Source organism: Pseudocolwellia sp. AS88 (assembly GCF_030551755.1).
Classification (GTDB): domain Bacteria; phylum Pseudomonadota; class Gammaproteobacteria; order Enterobacterales; family Alteromonadaceae; genus Pseudocolwellia.
Map to the genome: position 1 here is coordinate 157,023 of NZ_JAUPEC010000006.1, position 15,213 is coordinate 172,235.

The following is a 15,213-nucleotide window of genomic DNA, read 5'->3' on the forward strand; positions in this document are numbered from 1 at the left end:
TCAATTAGTTAGTAATTAATCATAGCCTATAGCGCATTCAACAGAAATAAAAAGGTTTAAAAATGACAAGCAATCTTGAAGTAGAATATCAAAATAGTTGGCAAGAACGACAAACTTTAGCAGAAAACATGCAACCTATTATTGGTCAATTGTTTAGAAATAAAGGCATCGAAATTTCTATTCATGGTCGTCCTTTGGTTAATGCCTCTGCTATCGATATTATTAAAGCTCATAAATCAGTTGCTTTGCACGAAGAAACTAAATTAAGACTTAGAGAAAGCTATCCCTTTATAGAAGCTTTAAACAAGCTACCACTTTCAGCTGCACGTATTGATGTAGGTAAATTAGCTTACCGCTATTTATTTAAAGGTGAAGCTAAAGGTTTAAGTATTGAAGAGTTTTTAAACCAAGAATTAAATACAATAAGTAACAATGCACCAGCTGCTAAAGCACAAGATGTTGTTTTATATGGTTTTGGCCGAATTGGTCGCTTATTAGCACGTTTACTTATTGAGAGAACAGGACCAAGCAGCGCATTAAGCCTTAAAGCTATTGTTATTCGTCCTGGTAAAGCAGATGATCTTGAAAAACGCGCAAGTTTATTAAGAAGAGATTCTGTACACGGTGCATTTAACGGCAGCATTACTATAGATAAAGAAAACAATGTTATAAAAGCTAACGGTGCTTTTATTCAGGTTATTTATGCTAAATCACCTTCAGACATCGACTATACTTCTTATGGTATTAATGATGCCTTAGTAGTTGATAATACAGGTATTTGGAGTGATGAAGAAGGTTTGGGACAACATCTTAAATCTAAAGGGGTAAGTAAGGTTTTATTAACTGCTCCTGCTAAAGGCGATATTAAGAATGTGGTTTACGGTGTTAATCACAAGATGATTTTACCTGAAGACACTATTGTTTCAGCAGCTAGTTGTACAACAAATGCGATTACTCCTGTTTTAAAGGCCCTTAACGATAAGTTTGGTATTAAAAACGGTCATGTTGAAACTGTTCATTCATATACTAATGATCAAAATTTAATTGATAACTACCATCCAGCACCTCGCCGTGGTCGTAGTGCACCATTAAATATGGTTATTAGTACAACAGGTGCCGCTAAAGCTGTTGCTAAAGCATTACCAGAGTTAGCTGGTTTGCTAACAGGTAACGCGATCAGAGTACCAACGCCTAATGTTTCTATGGCAATAATGAATTTAAACCTGAAAGAAAGCACAACTAAGTCTGACTTGAATGATTATTTAAGACAAATTTCGTTAAATTCAGAATTACAAAACCAAGTTGATTACACTGCTTCAACTGAAATAGTATCTACAGATTTAGTCGGCTCGCGTTACGCTGGTGTTGTTGATTCACAAGCAACAATTGTTGATGGCGATAGAGCTGTGTTATACGTTTGGTATGATAACGAGTTTGGTTACAGTTGTCAGGTTGTTAGAGTGATGCTTGAAATGGCAGGTATTGAAATTCCAACATTACCTCAAGCATAAATAAAAAATAACACTTAGCCAAATGATTGCTGAGTAACTATAAGTCAGTTTAAGTAATAATTAAATGCAGTTTATCGCAAGATACGCTGCTTTTTTTATGCATCTTCTACAAATACAGTCTATAGTTATAACTCGATCTGAGTTTATACCAAACGGATTAATTTATTGAGCAACTTAGAACTACATTAGCAAGCTTAGAAGAATCAAAATTGATTAAACATAGTTATTTTATATTTTTTTAATTTTTTGATGTTATCAGTTTGCTAATGAGTTCCCGAAGGGCGAGAATTTAAAGGCTCATATGCCGCGTTATTGATTTTGACAAGGGAATAACCATTTTCTTCAATCAATGCCTCGCCTACATGGATGTAGGTGCTTAGGTTCAGTCTGGAACTATGAACCTGTGCCTCTAAGCCTTTAAATTCTCGCTAAGTGAGCAATAAATTAATCTGTTTGGTATTAGATAACTGAATACGTTTAGGACTTATATTATGTCAATCACAATGAACACATCAAATAGCTCTTTGTTTTTACAAACAGAAACGGCTCAGGGTTTGAAAACCATGGGGGTAGCTAAAAACCAGATGGAGTTAGAAGGGAAAATGGCTCTACAATTAATTCAATCTGCTAATGTTGTTGCACCTCAACAGTCGTCGAGCTCTAGCACGTTAGGTGGAACTGTAAATATAAGTGTATAGTTTTTTAAAGCTTATTCAGTTGAGTAGATAGCTAAAATGCTAACCTCATCCCCTTGATAGTAATACACCATTCTATATATAAGCTTGTTCATTAAAGCTTTTACACAACTTTACTTATAATCACTTTGATTAGCAGCAATCATTTTATCTTATAAACAACGAGCTGGTTTAGGTAAGCCCGCATATTTAGTTGCTTGCTTTGCGGGACCATCTGGGAACAATCTAAACAAGTATCGGCTACTGGCTTTATCTTCTCCAAACTTTGTTTTTAATGCTTTTGTTAAAGCTCTTATTGCAGGGGAAGTGTTGTAAGTTAAATAGAATTCACGCACAAATCGCACTATTTCCCAATGTGCTTCTGTTAATTCCATATTGTCTGACTTAGCTAACAGCGGAGCCATTTCCTCATTCCATTGTGTAAAATCGATTAAATAGCCATGCTTATCGGTAGGAATAACTTTTCCATTATATTCTAATACTGTTGTCATTTTTACTGCCACGTTATCGTTGAATCATATTCAAAGGTTAATTCAACCAACTGCGCCATAGCGATTGGTTGGGATTGTGAATTTTCTATTTTAACTGCTCTGGCTTGAGCGTGATCGTCAATGTGAAATATCTTAATATCAGGATGTTGGTTCTTAAGTGTATTAAACATTGAATGAGTCAAATTGTAGCAACCATCATCAATAAGCACTAAAGCATCGTTAGATTGAATTGTTGCAATACATTGAGCGAAATCATTTTTATCGAAAGCAGATGTTCTTTGTACATGTAAAATAGTCATATAAAAATATTAAAACCTTTAAGTATTAGAATCTCAAAATTACTTGATGCTGATGTAATGCTTTTGAAAAATCATCAGAGTTTAGTACCTGAACATTATCGAGATGAAATTCTTCTTTTAAACCTCGCTCAGCAAGTGAGGCTTTGCATGCATAAATATTTTCAATATCGTAAAACTCTAATGCCGCCATCGTTTTTAAATAATCTTTTATGCTAACAATTTCTACATTCTGATTATTAAGTAACTGTCGAACACCTTCACCTTGAAAAAATAAAGATGTTGTTTGTTCGTAGGAACCATAAATTAATGCTGCATCTAACGCTTCTTTACTCGCTTCATTTATGGTTGATGAAGCATTCAAAATTGCGATTTTTTTACTTGAAGTTAACATTAAAACTGCACCATTTTATCAGCTTTTGCTGTTAACTCTACTAATTCACCTAAGCCAGAAACAGTAAAGTATTGACTAATATTACTTTGACTTTCACTCGAACTATCAGCTAAATCATCACTGAGTCCTCTTTTCTCACATGCAGTAATGCAAACATGTAAATCAATACCATGATCTTGATTTAACGATTGCCATTGTTTATGTGTTTGATATTCATCGTTAGGTATAGATATATTTGCACTCGCGTTTAATACGCCATCTTGATAGAAGAATACACCAACAACATCAACGCCAGCATTAATAGCATGAGTAATGTAATCAATAGCTGTTATGGTTAAATAGCTAGAGGGTGGGGTAGTAATAACAACGGATAATGTTCGCACAAATATTTCCAAAACTTAAAAGTAAACTAAATAATAACGTAAAAAAAAGCCTCGCATTGCGAGGCTTTCATTATAAACTGATAATCACATTAAATTAATGATTATTAATCGTCGTTACCAAAAACACCTAAAAGACTAAGTAAGTGCACAAAAATATTATAAATATTTAAGTACAAAGATACTGTAGCTCTAATGTAGTTAGTTTCGCCACCATGAATAATACGGCTTGTATCAAATAAGATTAAGCCAGACATTACCATAATGATAGCGGCACTTACTGCTAAAGAAAGTGCTGGAATTTGGAAGAAAATGTTAGCAATACCTGCTACTAAAGCAACGATAAGACCAACCATTAAAAAACCACCCATAAACGAGAAGTCTTTTTTACTTGTTAATGCATAACCAGATAAAGCGAAAAAGATTAATGCAGTTCCACCAAGAGCTTGTAAAATTAGAGAACCACCATTAGGCATTGCTGCATAGTAGTTTAGCATTGGTCCTAAAGAAGCACCCATTAAGCCTGTGAAAGCGAAAATCCAGTAAATGCCGCTTGCTTGGTCAGCTTTTTTGTTAACAACAAATAATAAACCGAAAGCGCCTAGTGTCATAACCAATGCAACCATATGAGATAAACCCATGGCCATTGATACACTAGCAGTAACAGCACTAAAGGCTAATGTCATTGATAACAACATATAAGTATTTTTTAATACTTTATTAATCTCAATTGCAGAGCTTTTGCTTGCATTTAAACTAATATTTGATTGCATACTAATTCCTTAAAAAAACGTAGTTATACTTCTTAGATATGGTCATACTAATGAAGTTCAAGTATTTATACTACAAATCTTCGATAAACCATTGTGACATATTATGGCACGGGTTTTTTTAAATTGCTATGGTTAACCTTGTTGATATTCATTAATAATTTGTGAACGTTTGTAACAATCCATACTGTGGTCGTTTACCAGCCCACATGCCTGAATAAATGCATAACATGTTGTAGAACCTAAAAATTTAAATCCACGTTTCTTTAAGTCTTTACTTAATAAATCAGACAAAGGGGAGGTAGCGGGGTAATCTTCTTTCTTTTTAAAGCCATTCACTAAAGTTTTATTATTTACAAAACCCCATAAATAATGACTGAACGAACCAAACTCTTTTTGAATTAACATAAAGCATTTTGCATTATTGATAGTCGCTTCAATTTTACCTTTATGGCGAATAATTTTATCGTTAAGTAAAAGCTCATTAACTTTATCCGTACTAAACTGTGCGACTTCTTTAATATTGAATTCGTTAAAAGCTTCTTTATAACCTTCACGTCTTATAAGAATGGTGTACCAACTTAAACCAGCTTGAGCAGACTCTAAAGTAAGATATTCAAATAATTTTTGATCATCACGAACAGGAACTCCCCATTCATCATCGTGGTATTTTACGTAATCAGGCTTAGTTGTATCTAGCCAAGGACAACGACATTTTACATTTTCAGGCATGATTTTCTCTTTTACGGTATAAATAGAAAGCAAACTGATTAATTACTCAGCAAACAAACACTTAATGCAAATTAATACTTTACAAGTAATTTCCCACACTTTAATATTCGCCTCGTCTTAAGGCAAGCAGTTGCTTTATTACATTCAGGTGAGATGGCTGAGTGGTCGAAAGCACCGGTCTTGAAAACCGGCAAGGGTTTGTAGCCCTTCTAGAGTTCAAATCTCTATCTCACCGCCACATTCTAAAAAACCGCTAATTATTTAGCGGTTTTTTTTCGTCTAAAATTTAATGTTTAAGCCAGAGGGTTTGTAGCGCTAAACCTGATGTAGAGTTCAAATCTCTATCTCTTGGTTTTTATCACATCCATGTGAAAACCATATAACTTCATCCTTGAATAAAACCGCCACATTCTAAAAAACCGCTAATTATTTAGCGTTTTTTTTTCGTCTGGAATTTGATATTTTGTTAATATAGAGTCTAGTGTCTATAGCGCTAAAACTTCGTAGAGTCCAAATCTCAACACTTTCATTTAATTAATCACTTTTCTCAAAAACCGTATAACCTTTTTTATTTTCATTAAAACAGGCGAAAATTCGATTTTTAGTATTAAATTGCTATTGATAGTGGTTAAATAAAATACTGATTGAAATTTGCACTATAAAATTTATAACAACAATTATAATTTTAATTAAAGAGGGAGGTTAAATGAGTAACGATAAAAGTACTTTAATAATTAAAAATGAAAACCTATTTAGAACCTTAGTTTTTTCACCTGTCGCGATTTTATTAATAATATTTGGAGGGGATTTTTTAGCATCTTCGGGACTTTTATTATTTAAAGTTATCTACGTTTTAGTTGGCTTGTATTCTTCACTCTGTGCTTTGGCATATGGTGCTTATTATACAAATGATCTTTATGAAGGCGGAGAAGAAAGTTTTATTGAAAACGATAATCTATTTAAAGCTATTGTTTTTACGCCATTAGCCGTACTTTTTACATTTTTCGCTTTTGATTCAATAGCAGGTTCTAGCCATATAGTTTTTAATGTAATGTATATATTAATCGCTATGTACTTTATTCTGGGTGCACTTGCTTATGCTGCATTTTATAGTAACGATTATTACGCTGAAAAATACCATGAAGCCTGAACACTCTGGATATTAAGCTTTATTGTATCTGTTTCAGTAAATAAAGGCATTACAGTTAGATTGTAATGCCTTGAACTTATTAAATAATTCATACACAAACTTCTTCATTAATGAAACTTTAAATGATTTCCTTAACATTATTTCTCACTGTTTATAACTAACTCATACTCAATGATCTTTAATTCAAATAATAAGTACAATCCCTGCTTTTTTAACTGACTTATTAGTTTTACAATTAAACAACATAGAAGTGATTAACTATCGCTGGTTCAGAATTGTAAAACCTATAGATAAACGAGGCTAACTTGTCATCAATACAAATTGCACGCTACTTTATTGCTTTTTCTTGGTTATATCACGGAATATTCCCAAAACTTGTTCATGTTGCACCATTAGAAAAAGTAATAACGGCTAGTTTAGGTTTTTCAGATGAACTTTCCTATTTTGTCACCAAATCAGCAGGAGTTGCTGAAGTGATTTTTGGTTTGGTCTTTTTTGTTTTGTATCGCAACCAAACTATCGTATTACTAAATATTACAGCTTTAACTGGGTTATTATTCTTTGTCGCTTTGTTTCAACCACTGTTACTTATTGAAGCGTTTAATCCTGTAACGACTAATTTAGCCTTAATAGCTTTTAGTTTTATTTTGTTGAACGAAACTAAAAGGAACCTTAATGAACGATAATAAATATCCACCTCATATAACAGCTGGTGATTGCGTTATTTTATTTGATGGCGTATGCAAGCTTTGTAGTATTTGGAGTCAATTTATTATTAAGTACGACACACAAGGTCGCTTTAAGTTATGTAGTGTTCAATCACCCGAAGGACAAAGCATATTAAGGTATTTTGACATGCCGACTGGTCACTTTGACACCATGTTATATGTAGAAGGTAATCAATGTTTTGATAAAAGCGATGCTTTTTTAAATGTTATACGCAAGTTTGGCTATCCGTGGCGTTTGTTATACGTGTTCAAAATATTGCCTAAATGTATAAGAAATTGGTTTTATGATCGTATTGCTTTGAATCGGTATTCTTTATTTGGAAAATACGATACCTGTGTAGTTCCTTCTAAAGAAAATGAAAATAGATTTATAAAGAACGAGTCTGAAAACAGTTCCTGATATTAGTTTATATATAAATACCTGCCTTTAGCTTACGTTATTTCTAATTCTAGAGTGAATACTGAATCTATGTTTTAGATCAATATTATTAATGCAAGTACGTGTTAAAAATAATATGAGATAGTTAAAACTAGAGGAAAGGATGATGAGTTCTACATTTTATATGCCTGCTTTGAATATTATGGGAAGTGGTAGCCTAATAGAGGCTGTTAACTTTATTAAAGAGCAAGGATTTAAAAAGGCTTTAATTGTAACTGACAGTGCTTTAAACAAACTTGGTGTAGTAAAACAATTCACCGATTTACTAGAGCAGCAGAAAATTTTAAGTATTGTTTTTGATAAGACACAACCTAACCCTACTGTAGGAAATGTGAATGACGGGTTAAAAGTACTTAAAGAAAATAATTGTGATTTTGTTGTTTCGTTAGGCGGAGGATCTCCACATGACTGCGCTAAAGGCATAGCACTTGTTGCGAGCAATGGTGGAGAAATAAGTGATTACGAAGGTCTTGATCAATCTAAAAAACCTCAACTACCTTTAATCTCTATTAATACCACTGCTGGTACAGCTTCAGAAATGACACGTTTTGCAATAATTACAGATGAAAACAGACATGTAAAAATGGCTATTGTGGACAAGCATACTACGCCTATGCTGTCTGTGAATGATCCTTTATTGATGGTGGGAATGCCTGCCACATTAACGGCAGCAACAGGAATGGACGCATTAACTCATGCTATTGAAGCTTATGTTTCTACTGCCGCAACACCAATTACAGATGCTGTTTCCTTAAAAGCTATTGAGTTAATTAAAGATAATTTAGTCACAGCTGTTGAAGATGGTGAAAATATTCATGCACGAGAGCAAATGGCGTATGCGCAGTTTATGGCGGGTATGGCATTTAATAATGCATCGTTAGGTTATGTTCACGCTATGGCGCATCAACTTGGTGGGTTTTATGACCTGCCTCATGGTGTATGTAATGCAGTGCTTTTACCACATGTACAAAGATATAATGCGTCTGTTTGTCCTGCTCGCTTAAAAGAAGTTGCAGTTAGTTTAGGTGTTGATGTAACTGGAATGTCTGTAGAGCAGGGGGCAAATGCTGCTATTAGTGCTATAGAAACACTTTCGTTGCATGTAGGTATTCCTGTAGGTTTAGCATTATTAGGTGTTAACAAAGATGACATACCATTATTAGCTGAAAATGCTTTAAAAGATGTTTGTGGCTTAACTAATCCTAAACAAGCAAGTCATGATGATATTTGCCAGATTTACCTTTCTGCGATGTAAATTTAATTTCATCAAATATTGTTTACATGTTGCTTAGTAATACCAGCCCAATTAAGTTGTATTGGGTTGGTTAACACTTATTAATTAATTCTCCGTACTTTTGTCATTTTTTATCCTCTTTATAAGATTTTATATTTCTCTAACTTACAGGGCTTAAATAAGCTAAAATAGAGACAATTATTTTAGATTTAAGCCCTTTATATTAATGACCTCTGCTAAAAATACCGATACAACTAATACAACAACCGAAGCTTCAACTTCTATTAGCTTTAATGAGCTTGGACTTATTCCACCGTTATTAGCACGTTTAACTGAATTGGAATATAAACACCCAACACCTATACAAGCGCGAGCTATTCCTAGTGTATTAGCTGGACGCGATTTAATTGGCGGAGCTAATACCGGTTCAGGTAAAACAGCTACTTTTGCATTGCCTATTTTACAGCAGCTTTATAAAAGTAAAGACGCTGAAAAATCGTCAGGTAAAAACACCCGTTCTAAAGGTAATTTTGTTACTCAGCTTATTTTGGTTCCTACGCGCGAGTTAGCGAAGCAGGTTGCTGATAGTATTAAATCGTACGCCGTACATTTTAATGGCGAGATCAAAATACATGCAGTTTTTGGTGGAGTTTCAGCTAATACACAAATGTTAGCATTACGTGGTGGTACCGATATTTTAGTGGCAACACCTGGTCGTTTACTCGATTTAATTTCAAGTAATGCTATTAAGCTCGATAAAGTTAAAACCTTAGTACTTGATGAAGCCGACAGAATGTTAAGTTTAGGTTTTACTGAGGAGCTAACCGCGCTATTAGCTTTATTACCTAGCAAAAAACAAACCTTATTATTTTCTGCTACTTTTCCAGAGCAAGTTAAAGCGTTAACTCAAGAGTTATTGAATAACCCGATTGAAATACAAGTACAAAGTGCAGATGCAAGTACCTTAGTACAGCGCGTGTTTGAAGTGAATAAAGGTGAGAAAACCGCAGTATTAGCTCACTTAATTATTCAACATTCATGGCGACAAGCACTTATCTTTGTTAATGCTAAAAACAGCTGTGAACATTTAGCTTCAAAGCTTTCTAAGCGTGGTATTACTGCTGAAGTATTTCATGGCGATAAAGGGCAAGGCGCTCGTAGCCGTGTACTTGAAGGTTTTAAGAATGGCGAAATTGAAGTGTTGATTGCAACCGATATTGCTGCGCGTGGTTTAGATATTGAAAAGCTGCCTGTGGTTATAAATTTTGATTTACCAAGAAGCCCGTCTGATTACATGCATCGTATTGGTCGAAGTGGCCGTGCTGGTGAGGTAGGGTTAGCATTATCTTTGATTGATCACGAAGATTATCGTCATTTTAAAGTGATTGAGAAAAAGAATAAAATTTGGCTTGATCGTGAGCAAGTTGAAGGTTTTGAAGTTGATGAAGACACTATTGAAGCATTGTTAGCTGAAGTTGAAGCTCAATCAAAACCTATGGCTGCGCCTGAAGGTACAGGTAAGAAAAAGCGTAAAAAGAAAGCCACCATCAATGCTGATATTTGGTTGAATAGCGGTGATTCTGAGTAAATTAAGTCAACAATATTAATAGAGATACTGAATATGATTATAATAAAACATCATTAAATCAGTATCCTATATCACCGTTTAAGTTATATGAAAGTAAAACGACTTCGAGTAAACTTAATCAATAAATTAATTCACACACAACATTAAGTAATATTTAATTATGAGCATAAAAAACTTTTCAACTGCTGCACAGCAGTATTTAGCACGACGTGTTACGGGCACTAAAGCACAATGTTTACCAGAAAGTGAACGCCCAACTTCAATTGAAGATGCATTAGCGGTTCATCAAGAAATGATCAAACAACGTTCAGATACAGTAGGTGGGTGGAAGTGTTTATTACCACTTGCTGAAGATAAAATTATTGTTGCGCCTATTTTTAGCAACACGGTTCAATCAGGTGATGTATGTCACTTGATGATGGATAAAAACGTAGCTCGTATTGAGCCTGAAATTGTTTTCATGCTAAATAAAGATTTACCTGCCCGCGCTGAAGATTATTCTGAGCAAGAAATTGATGACGCTATTGGTGGTTGTTACATGGCTTTAGAATTAATGCAAAGCCGTTTTCATGAAGACGCTGGTAATGAGTTTGCTGAGAGCTTAGCCGATTGTATGTTAAACCAAGGTTTATTTATTGGACCTGAAATTGATAAAGCATTAGCTTATGCAGCTGCTGAAATTAACATTACGGTTACTCAAACAGAAGTTGAAGGTGACGATACAGTAAAAGTACTTGAAGGTAAGCATCCTAATCCATTACCTCAATTACCTGTGTACTGGTTAATTAACTTTATGAGTAAACGTGGTACTAGCTTTAAGAAAGGCGAAGCTATTACTACCGGTTCTTATAAAGGAATTGTTGAAGTTGATTTTGATAAGCCAACTGAAATTGTTTATGAAGGTTTAGGTAAATATAACGTTGAGTTTAAAACAATAGGAAAATCTGCTTAAGCTTTAAAAAAAACTTCAATGCATAGTCATTAAAATAGCTAACTTCAATTCGAGTTAGCTATTTTTTATCTATATTACTCGTACTTTTTTCTATTTTCCATTGAAACACTCTTCTAGTGCCGCAACAATACGTTTATTACTAGCGCGCAAGCGATAATCTTCAGATTGATCAATCCAGCGGATAATACCATTTTCATCAATCAATAATGATGTAGGGATAGACATTGACTTAAACTTTAATTGATTCAGTTTAGGGAAGGGTAAATCAAAAACAGTCATTACATCTTGCGAGTCTGCACCTAGTGCTTTGTGATGTTCAACACCATATTTTTTGACCACATCAAGCTGAGGATCGGCTAATAGTTTTAGACCTAAATTATCACGTTTTATATGAGCCATAGCCTCTTCTACACTATCACCAGAAAGCGCGATAACTTCTACATTATATTTGTTAAAGTCGCTCTGCATTTCATCAAACATTGTAAGTTCACGGCTACAGTATGGACACCAAGAGCCTCGAAAAAACTTCAGTAATATTTTTTTATTTTTTAAATCTTCTTGTGAAAAAGCATGTCCTTGCGCAGATGTGCTTTGAAAAGGAATGATCGAATCACCTATTTTTACTTTGATATTACCCAACGGTGTCTTTTTATTCATAAACACAAATAAGAATAAGCTACTTATAATAATGGATAATATCGCTGGAACAGCAATAGGGAGAACATTAATAATTTCATTAGGTATTGATAAGTAAAGTCCGTATATCGCAGAAGTAGTAGCAACAAAAATTGAAAAGAATAAGCCGATTGGAGTTTTTGGTACTTTGTTTTGTATAAGCTTATAAAAATAAACAGTGATACCTAAAATTAATACGATAAGTCCTGTGAGTGAAATTAGTAATGCTAATGTATTCATATTTGATCTCTTTGTTTTTTTGTACTAATTGGTAATGATTTGATTAATGTGCCGTTAGGTACAAAATTAGACAAGTAATAATAATTATAAACAACATATTAGTTGGTAAAAGTTAATAATAAGTATTAACTGTATAGTTCAACTGAAAATGTATGCTTTTAAACACACTTTAATAACGTTGAAATAAAGAAGTTGAAGGTGATGGTAAATATGAATGTGTGAAACAAATGTGAAAGGTATTAACCGTTGAGAATAGTTCTGACTGATTTTGAAAAGAGCTAAAATTTTCAGCGATAAAAAAGCCACTACAGAATATGTAATGGCGATTAACTTATAACTGAGCTTAAGGTTTAAGTTAAGCAGGATCCATAAACTCTTCAATGTCTTTAAGTGGTAACTCAGGTGTTGCACCATGACTCTGTGCCACCATTGCGCCAACAGCACAGGCAAAGTTAACTGCGTATTGTGCATTAGTGGTGTTACATAATTGATAGATTAATGAACCTAAAAACGAATCACCAGCGCCTACCGTATCAACAACTTTAATAAGAAAGCCGGAGTTGTAATAGTTTTGGTCATTAATTTTAAGTAAAGCACCATGCGAACCTTTAGTAACACAAAGATAAGGCGTATTCGTTTTCTCAGCGATAAACTCTAGATTTTGCTCTAACGAGTTGAATTTAGAACCCATAGCATGAGCTATTTCGTATAGTTCATCATCGTTTAACTTAACAAAATCAGCAACGTTCATTAGCTCTATCAAAGTTTCAAGTTCATAATGAGGCTTACGTAAGTTCACATCAAAAATTTTAAACTTGGCTACATTTATCAACTCTCTTAAGGTATTTAATGAGGTTGCTTGACGACCAATTAAACTACCAAAAACAAAAATGTCTGAAGCTTTTACTTGTTCAATAAGGGCAGGGGTTAAAACAATATTATCCCAAGCGGTATCAGCTACAATTTCGTAAGAGGCTGAGCCACTTTTATCTAAAGTTACTTCAACTGTACTGGTTTTCTTTTCAGAATTAACTGCAATAAAGTCGGTGTTCATTTGACGATCTTTGATTTGGTCTAAAATTTCATGACCTAAAGCATCATCACCAACAGCGCTTAGCATTTGTGCTTTTATACCAAGCGAGTTTAAACGTAAGCATACGTTTAATGGCGCGCCACCTAAACGTCTACCACTTTCAAAACAATCCCATAACACTTCACCAAAACAGTTAATGGTAATGTCGCTTGGCGCTTTATCATTGATGAATAAGCTATTCATTATAACTTCTCCGCTGCTAATTTTTGGCTAAGAGTATTTTTCATGATGTTTTTGATATTGCTTTCTGGTGAGTACAACTCATCAATAGCTTCTGAATATGCTTTGCTTAATGCAGGTTGCTCAATTAAATCAGCAAATAAGCTGTTAATTCTTAAGAAAGCAAGTTTGTCTTCAGTTGTTTTATGAGCGTACTCAGCAAGTTCGTCGTGTATTGCATCTTGAATATCTAAAGTTTCTAATGCTTGGTTAACTTGTTTATCGCTGTATAAACACCAAGTAGCTATAACTAAAGTGGCTAATGAGCAATCACGACCAACCGCTAAGTTTTCGTTTATAGTTGCTATTAAAAACTTAGGTAATTTAGCTGAACTTTCAGAACAAATACGCGCTAGGCTGTCTTTAATGTTTGGATTTGAAAAGCGTTCAATTAATGTATCTTTGTATTCTTCTAAATCAATACCATCTAATTCATCAAGTAATGGTGTAACTTCTAAGTCCATAAAAGCACGTAGATATTCAGCAAAGTCTTTGTCTGATACTGTTTCATCAATAGTTGCATAACCATGAATTGAACCTAGTAAGCCTAAAACTGAGTGACCAGCATTTAATAAGCGTATTTTCATCTTCTCAAATGGTGTTACGTCTGTTACAAATTGTGCACCTGTTAAATCCCAGTTAGGACGACCATCACTGAAATTATCTTCAATTACCCATTGTGAGAATGATTCACAAGTAATTGGCCATTCGTCCGTTAAACCAAAAGTTTCAGCAACGTATTCTATGTCGGCTTTTGTTGTTACCGGTGTGATGCGATCTACCATAGCATTTGGAAACTCAACATGGTTTTTAATCCATTGGCTTAACTCAGGATCTTGTTGTTGAGTAAAAGTAAGTAGCATTTTACGGGTTACTGCACCATTGTGTTGAATGTTGTCGCAAGACTGAACAGTGAAAGCTCGTTTACCTTGGCTTTTACGTATTTGTAATGCTGCTGCTATATAACCAAATGCGGTTGTAGGGTCATCTGGATTTGCAATGTCGTGTTTTATACTTTCATTATCTAAATCTAAATCACCTGTAATAGGGTTTAAGTTGTAACCACCCTCAGTAATCGTTAATGAAACAACTTTAGTGTCGCTATGAGCTAGCTTATCTATAACAGCTTGTTTGCTATCTGGAGCGAATAAAAAGTCGATCATCGAACCAATAACTTTATTATCTATTTGACCGTTAGGATGACGTACCACTAAAGAATATAAGTAGTCTTGTTTAACTAAAATATCACGTAAGCCGCGATTGTTTTCTAATAAACCTACACCACAAATTCCCCATTGTTCAGAACCTGGAGTTTTCAATAATTCATTAATATATACCGCTTGGTGTGCACGGTGAAAACCGCCCACGCCTATATGAACAATACCAGCTTTAAGCTTAGTTCGATCATAAGTTGGAATATCAATATGGCTAGGTAAATTAGCCAATGTTAATTGGTTTAACGAACTGCTTTGTGTTTCATTTAGTGGATTAGTCATGTGTTTGGCCTTACTTAATAGGATTAAACCTAAAAATAAATCTGAGTAACTTTAATTTTGCTACTCAATTTTGTTATGTTAAACACAACACACTGGCGTGTTGTAAGTTAGCTAAATCGCTAATGTGTGC

17 protein-coding genes and 1 tRNA gene are annotated in these 15,213 nt (G+C 34.1%); 9 read left to right on the top strand and 9 right to left on the bottom strand.

Translation table 11 applies throughout. The annotated features are described in order from the left end of the window. The first annotated feature begins 62 nt into the window (after positions 1-62). Positions 63-1,511 carry a glyceraldehyde-3-phosphate dehydrogenase gene (locus Q5N69_RS06580; protein ID WP_304368060.1) on the top strand — a complete coding sequence of 483 codons (1,449 nt, stop codon included), beginning with the start codon at positions 63-65 and terminating at the stop codon, positions 1,509-1,511. Positions 1,512-2,002: 491 nt separating this feature from the next. Next, complete coding sequence (locus Q5N69_RS06585; RefSeq protein WP_304368061.1) at positions 2,003-2,209, top strand: hypothetical protein; 207 nt, start codon at positions 2,003-2,005, stop codon at positions 2,207-2,209. Positions 2,210-2,358: 149 nt separating this feature from the next. On the opposite strand, the gene Q5N69_RS06590 is transcribed toward Q5N69_RS06585, so the two are convergent. The 6 genes from Q5N69_RS06590 to Q5N69_RS06615 all read right to left on the bottom strand — a co-directional run bounded on the left by Q5N69_RS06590 (position 2,359) and on the right by Q5N69_RS06615 (position 5,269). Further along, complete coding sequence (locus Q5N69_RS06590) at positions 2,359-2,697, bottom strand: TusE/DsrC/DsvC family sulfur relay protein (protein ID WP_304368062.1); 339 nt, start codon at positions 2,695-2,697, stop codon at positions 2,359-2,361. A gap of 2 nt (positions 2,698-2,699) precedes the next feature. Next, positions 2,700-2,996 carry a sulfurtransferase complex subunit TusB gene (tusB, locus tag Q5N69_RS06595; RefSeq protein WP_304368063.1) on the bottom strand — a complete coding sequence of 99 codons (297 nt, stop codon included), beginning with the start codon at positions 2,994-2,996 and terminating at the stop codon, positions 2,700-2,702. Positions 2,997-3,021: 25 nt separating this feature from the next. Then, positions 3,022-3,387 (bottom strand): sulfurtransferase complex subunit TusC, encoded by a 366-nt coding sequence (tusC, locus tag Q5N69_RS06600; RefSeq protein ID WP_304368064.1) that lies wholly within the window; start codon positions 3,385-3,387, stop codon positions 3,022-3,024. Beyond that, a complete protein-coding gene (tusD, locus tag Q5N69_RS06605; protein ID WP_304368065.1) occupies positions 3,387-3,770 on the bottom strand; it encodes a sulfurtransferase complex subunit TusD in 384 nt (127 codons plus the stop codon). Before tusD ends, tusC begins: the two co-directional genes overlap by 1 nt. Before the next feature lie 104 nt (positions 3,771-3,874). Next, the gene (locus Q5N69_RS06610) at positions 3,875-4,540 is read right to left on the bottom strand and encodes a Bax inhibitor-1/YccA family protein (protein WP_304368066.1); all 666 of its coding nucleotides are present in this window, start codon (positions 4,538-4,540) and stop codon (positions 3,875-3,877) included. 132 nt (positions 4,541-4,672) lie between these two features. Continuing rightward, positions 4,673-5,269, bottom strand: coding sequence for a DNA-3-methyladenine glycosylase I (locus tag Q5N69_RS06615; RefSeq protein WP_304368067.1), 597 nt, complete (start codon positions 5,267-5,269; stop codon positions 4,673-4,675). Positions 5,270-5,416: 147 nt separating this feature from the next. Here Q5N69_RS06615 and Q5N69_RS06620 point away from each other — a divergent pair. The 7 genes from Q5N69_RS06620 to Q5N69_RS06650 all read left to right on the top strand — a co-directional run bounded on the left by Q5N69_RS06620 (position 5,417) and on the right by Q5N69_RS06650 (position 11,360). Next, a tRNA-Ser gene (locus Q5N69_RS06620) sits at positions 5,417-5,507 on the top strand. A 468-nt stretch (positions 5,508-5,975) separates the two neighbouring features. Further along, the gene (locus Q5N69_RS06625; protein ID WP_304368068.1) at positions 5,976-6,419 is read left to right on the top strand and encodes a hypothetical protein; all 444 of its coding nucleotides are present in this window, start codon (positions 5,976-5,978) and stop codon (positions 6,417-6,419) included. A 305-nt stretch (positions 6,420-6,724) separates the two neighbouring features. Further along, positions 6,725-7,105, top strand: coding sequence for a DoxX-like family protein (locus Q5N69_RS06630; RefSeq protein WP_304368069.1), 381 nt, complete (start codon positions 6,725-6,727; stop codon positions 7,103-7,105). Next, positions 7,095-7,547, top strand: coding sequence for a thiol-disulfide oxidoreductase DCC family protein (locus tag Q5N69_RS06635; RefSeq protein WP_304368070.1), 453 nt, complete (start codon positions 7,095-7,097; stop codon positions 7,545-7,547). The genes Q5N69_RS06630 and Q5N69_RS06635 overlap by 11 nt, the downstream gene beginning before the upstream one ends. Before the next feature lie 145 nt (positions 7,548-7,692). Continuing rightward, a complete protein-coding gene (gene yiaY, locus Q5N69_RS06640; RefSeq protein ID WP_304368071.1) occupies positions 7,693-8,841 on the top strand; it encodes an L-threonine dehydrogenase in 1,149 nt (382 codons plus the stop codon). 205 nt (positions 8,842-9,046) lie between these two features. Beyond that, positions 9,047-10,408: a DEAD/DEAH box helicase gene (locus Q5N69_RS06645; protein WP_304368072.1), complete on the top strand. Its 1,362-nt coding sequence runs from the start codon at positions 9,047-9,049 to the stop codon at positions 10,406-10,408. A 160-nt stretch (positions 10,409-10,568) separates the two neighbouring features. Continuing rightward, a complete protein-coding gene (locus Q5N69_RS06650; protein ID WP_304368073.1) occupies positions 10,569-11,360 on the top strand; it encodes a hydratase in 792 nt (263 codons plus the stop codon). Between the two features lie 90 nt (positions 11,361-11,450). Here Q5N69_RS06650 and Q5N69_RS06655 read toward each other — a convergent pair whose 3' ends face one another. The 3 genes from Q5N69_RS06655 to Q5N69_RS06665 all read right to left on the bottom strand — a co-directional run bounded on the left by Q5N69_RS06655 (position 11,451) and on the right by Q5N69_RS06665 (position 15,083). Continuing rightward, positions 11,451-12,275 carry a peroxiredoxin family protein gene (locus tag Q5N69_RS06655; RefSeq protein ID WP_304368074.1) on the bottom strand — a complete coding sequence of 275 codons (825 nt, stop codon included), beginning with the start codon at positions 12,273-12,275 and terminating at the stop codon, positions 11,451-11,453. A 355-nt stretch (positions 12,276-12,630) separates the two neighbouring features. Further along, positions 12,631-13,551, bottom strand: a complete 921-nt coding sequence (locus Q5N69_RS06660; protein WP_304368075.1) for a carbohydrate kinase — start codon at positions 13,549-13,551, stop codon at positions 12,631-12,633. Continuing rightward, the gene (locus tag Q5N69_RS06665; RefSeq protein WP_304368076.1) at positions 13,551-15,083 is read right to left on the bottom strand and encodes a mannitol dehydrogenase family protein; all 1,533 of its coding nucleotides are present in this window, start codon (positions 15,081-15,083) and stop codon (positions 13,551-13,553) included. Before Q5N69_RS06665 ends, Q5N69_RS06660 begins: the two co-directional genes overlap by 1 nt. Between the last annotated feature and the right edge of the window lie 130 nt (positions 15,084-15,213).

Coding starts and splice junctions, on each gene's coding strand:
- Q5N69_RS06590 (WP_304368062.1), bottom strand. CDS start 2,697: ATGACAACAGTATTAGAATATAATGGAAAAGTTATTCCTACCGATAAG.
- Q5N69_RS06650 (WP_304368073.1), top strand. CDS start 10,569: ATGAGCATAAAAAACTTTTCAACTGCTGCACAGCAGTATTTAGCACGA.
- Q5N69_RS06635 (WP_304368070.1), top strand. CDS start 7,095: ATGAACGATAATAAATATCCACCTCATATAACAGCTGGTGATTGCGTT.
- Q5N69_RS06645 (WP_304368072.1), top strand. CDS start 9,047: ATGACCTCTGCTAAAAATACCGATACAACTAATACAACAACCGAAGCT.
- Q5N69_RS06665 (WP_304368076.1), bottom strand. CDS start 15,083: ATGACTAATCCACTAAATGAAACACAAAGCAGTTCGTTAAACCAATTA.
- Q5N69_RS06625 (WP_304368068.1), top strand. CDS start 5,976: ATGAGTAACGATAAAAGTACTTTAATAATTAAAAATGAAAACCTATTT.
- tusB (WP_304368063.1), bottom strand. CDS start 2,996: ATGACTATTTTACATGTACAAAGAACATCTGCTTTCGATAAAAATGAT.
- Q5N69_RS06580 (WP_304368060.1), top strand. CDS start 63: ATGACAAGCAATCTTGAAGTAGAATATCAAAATAGTTGGCAAGAACGA.
- Q5N69_RS06615 (WP_304368067.1), bottom strand. CDS start 5,269: ATGCCTGAAAATGTAAAATGTCGTTGTCCTTGGCTAGATACAACTAAG.
- Q5N69_RS06610 (WP_304368066.1), bottom strand. CDS start 4,540: ATGCAATCAAATATTAGTTTAAATGCAAGCAAAAGCTCTGCAATTGAG.
- tusC (WP_304368064.1), bottom strand. CDS start 3,387: ATGTTAACTTCAAGTAAAAAAATCGCAATTTTGAATGCTTCATCAACC.
- Q5N69_RS06660 (WP_304368075.1), bottom strand. CDS start 13,551: ATGAATAGCTTATTCATCAATGATAAAGCGCCAAGCGACATTACCATT.
- Q5N69_RS06585 (WP_304368061.1), top strand. CDS start 2,003: ATGTCAATCACAATGAACACATCAAATAGCTCTTTGTTTTTACAAACA.
- Q5N69_RS06655 (WP_304368074.1), bottom strand. CDS start 12,275: ATGAATACATTAGCATTACTAATTTCACTCACAGGACTTATCGTATTA.
- yiaY (WP_304368071.1), top strand. CDS start 7,693: ATGAGTTCTACATTTTATATGCCTGCTTTGAATATTATGGGAAGTGGT.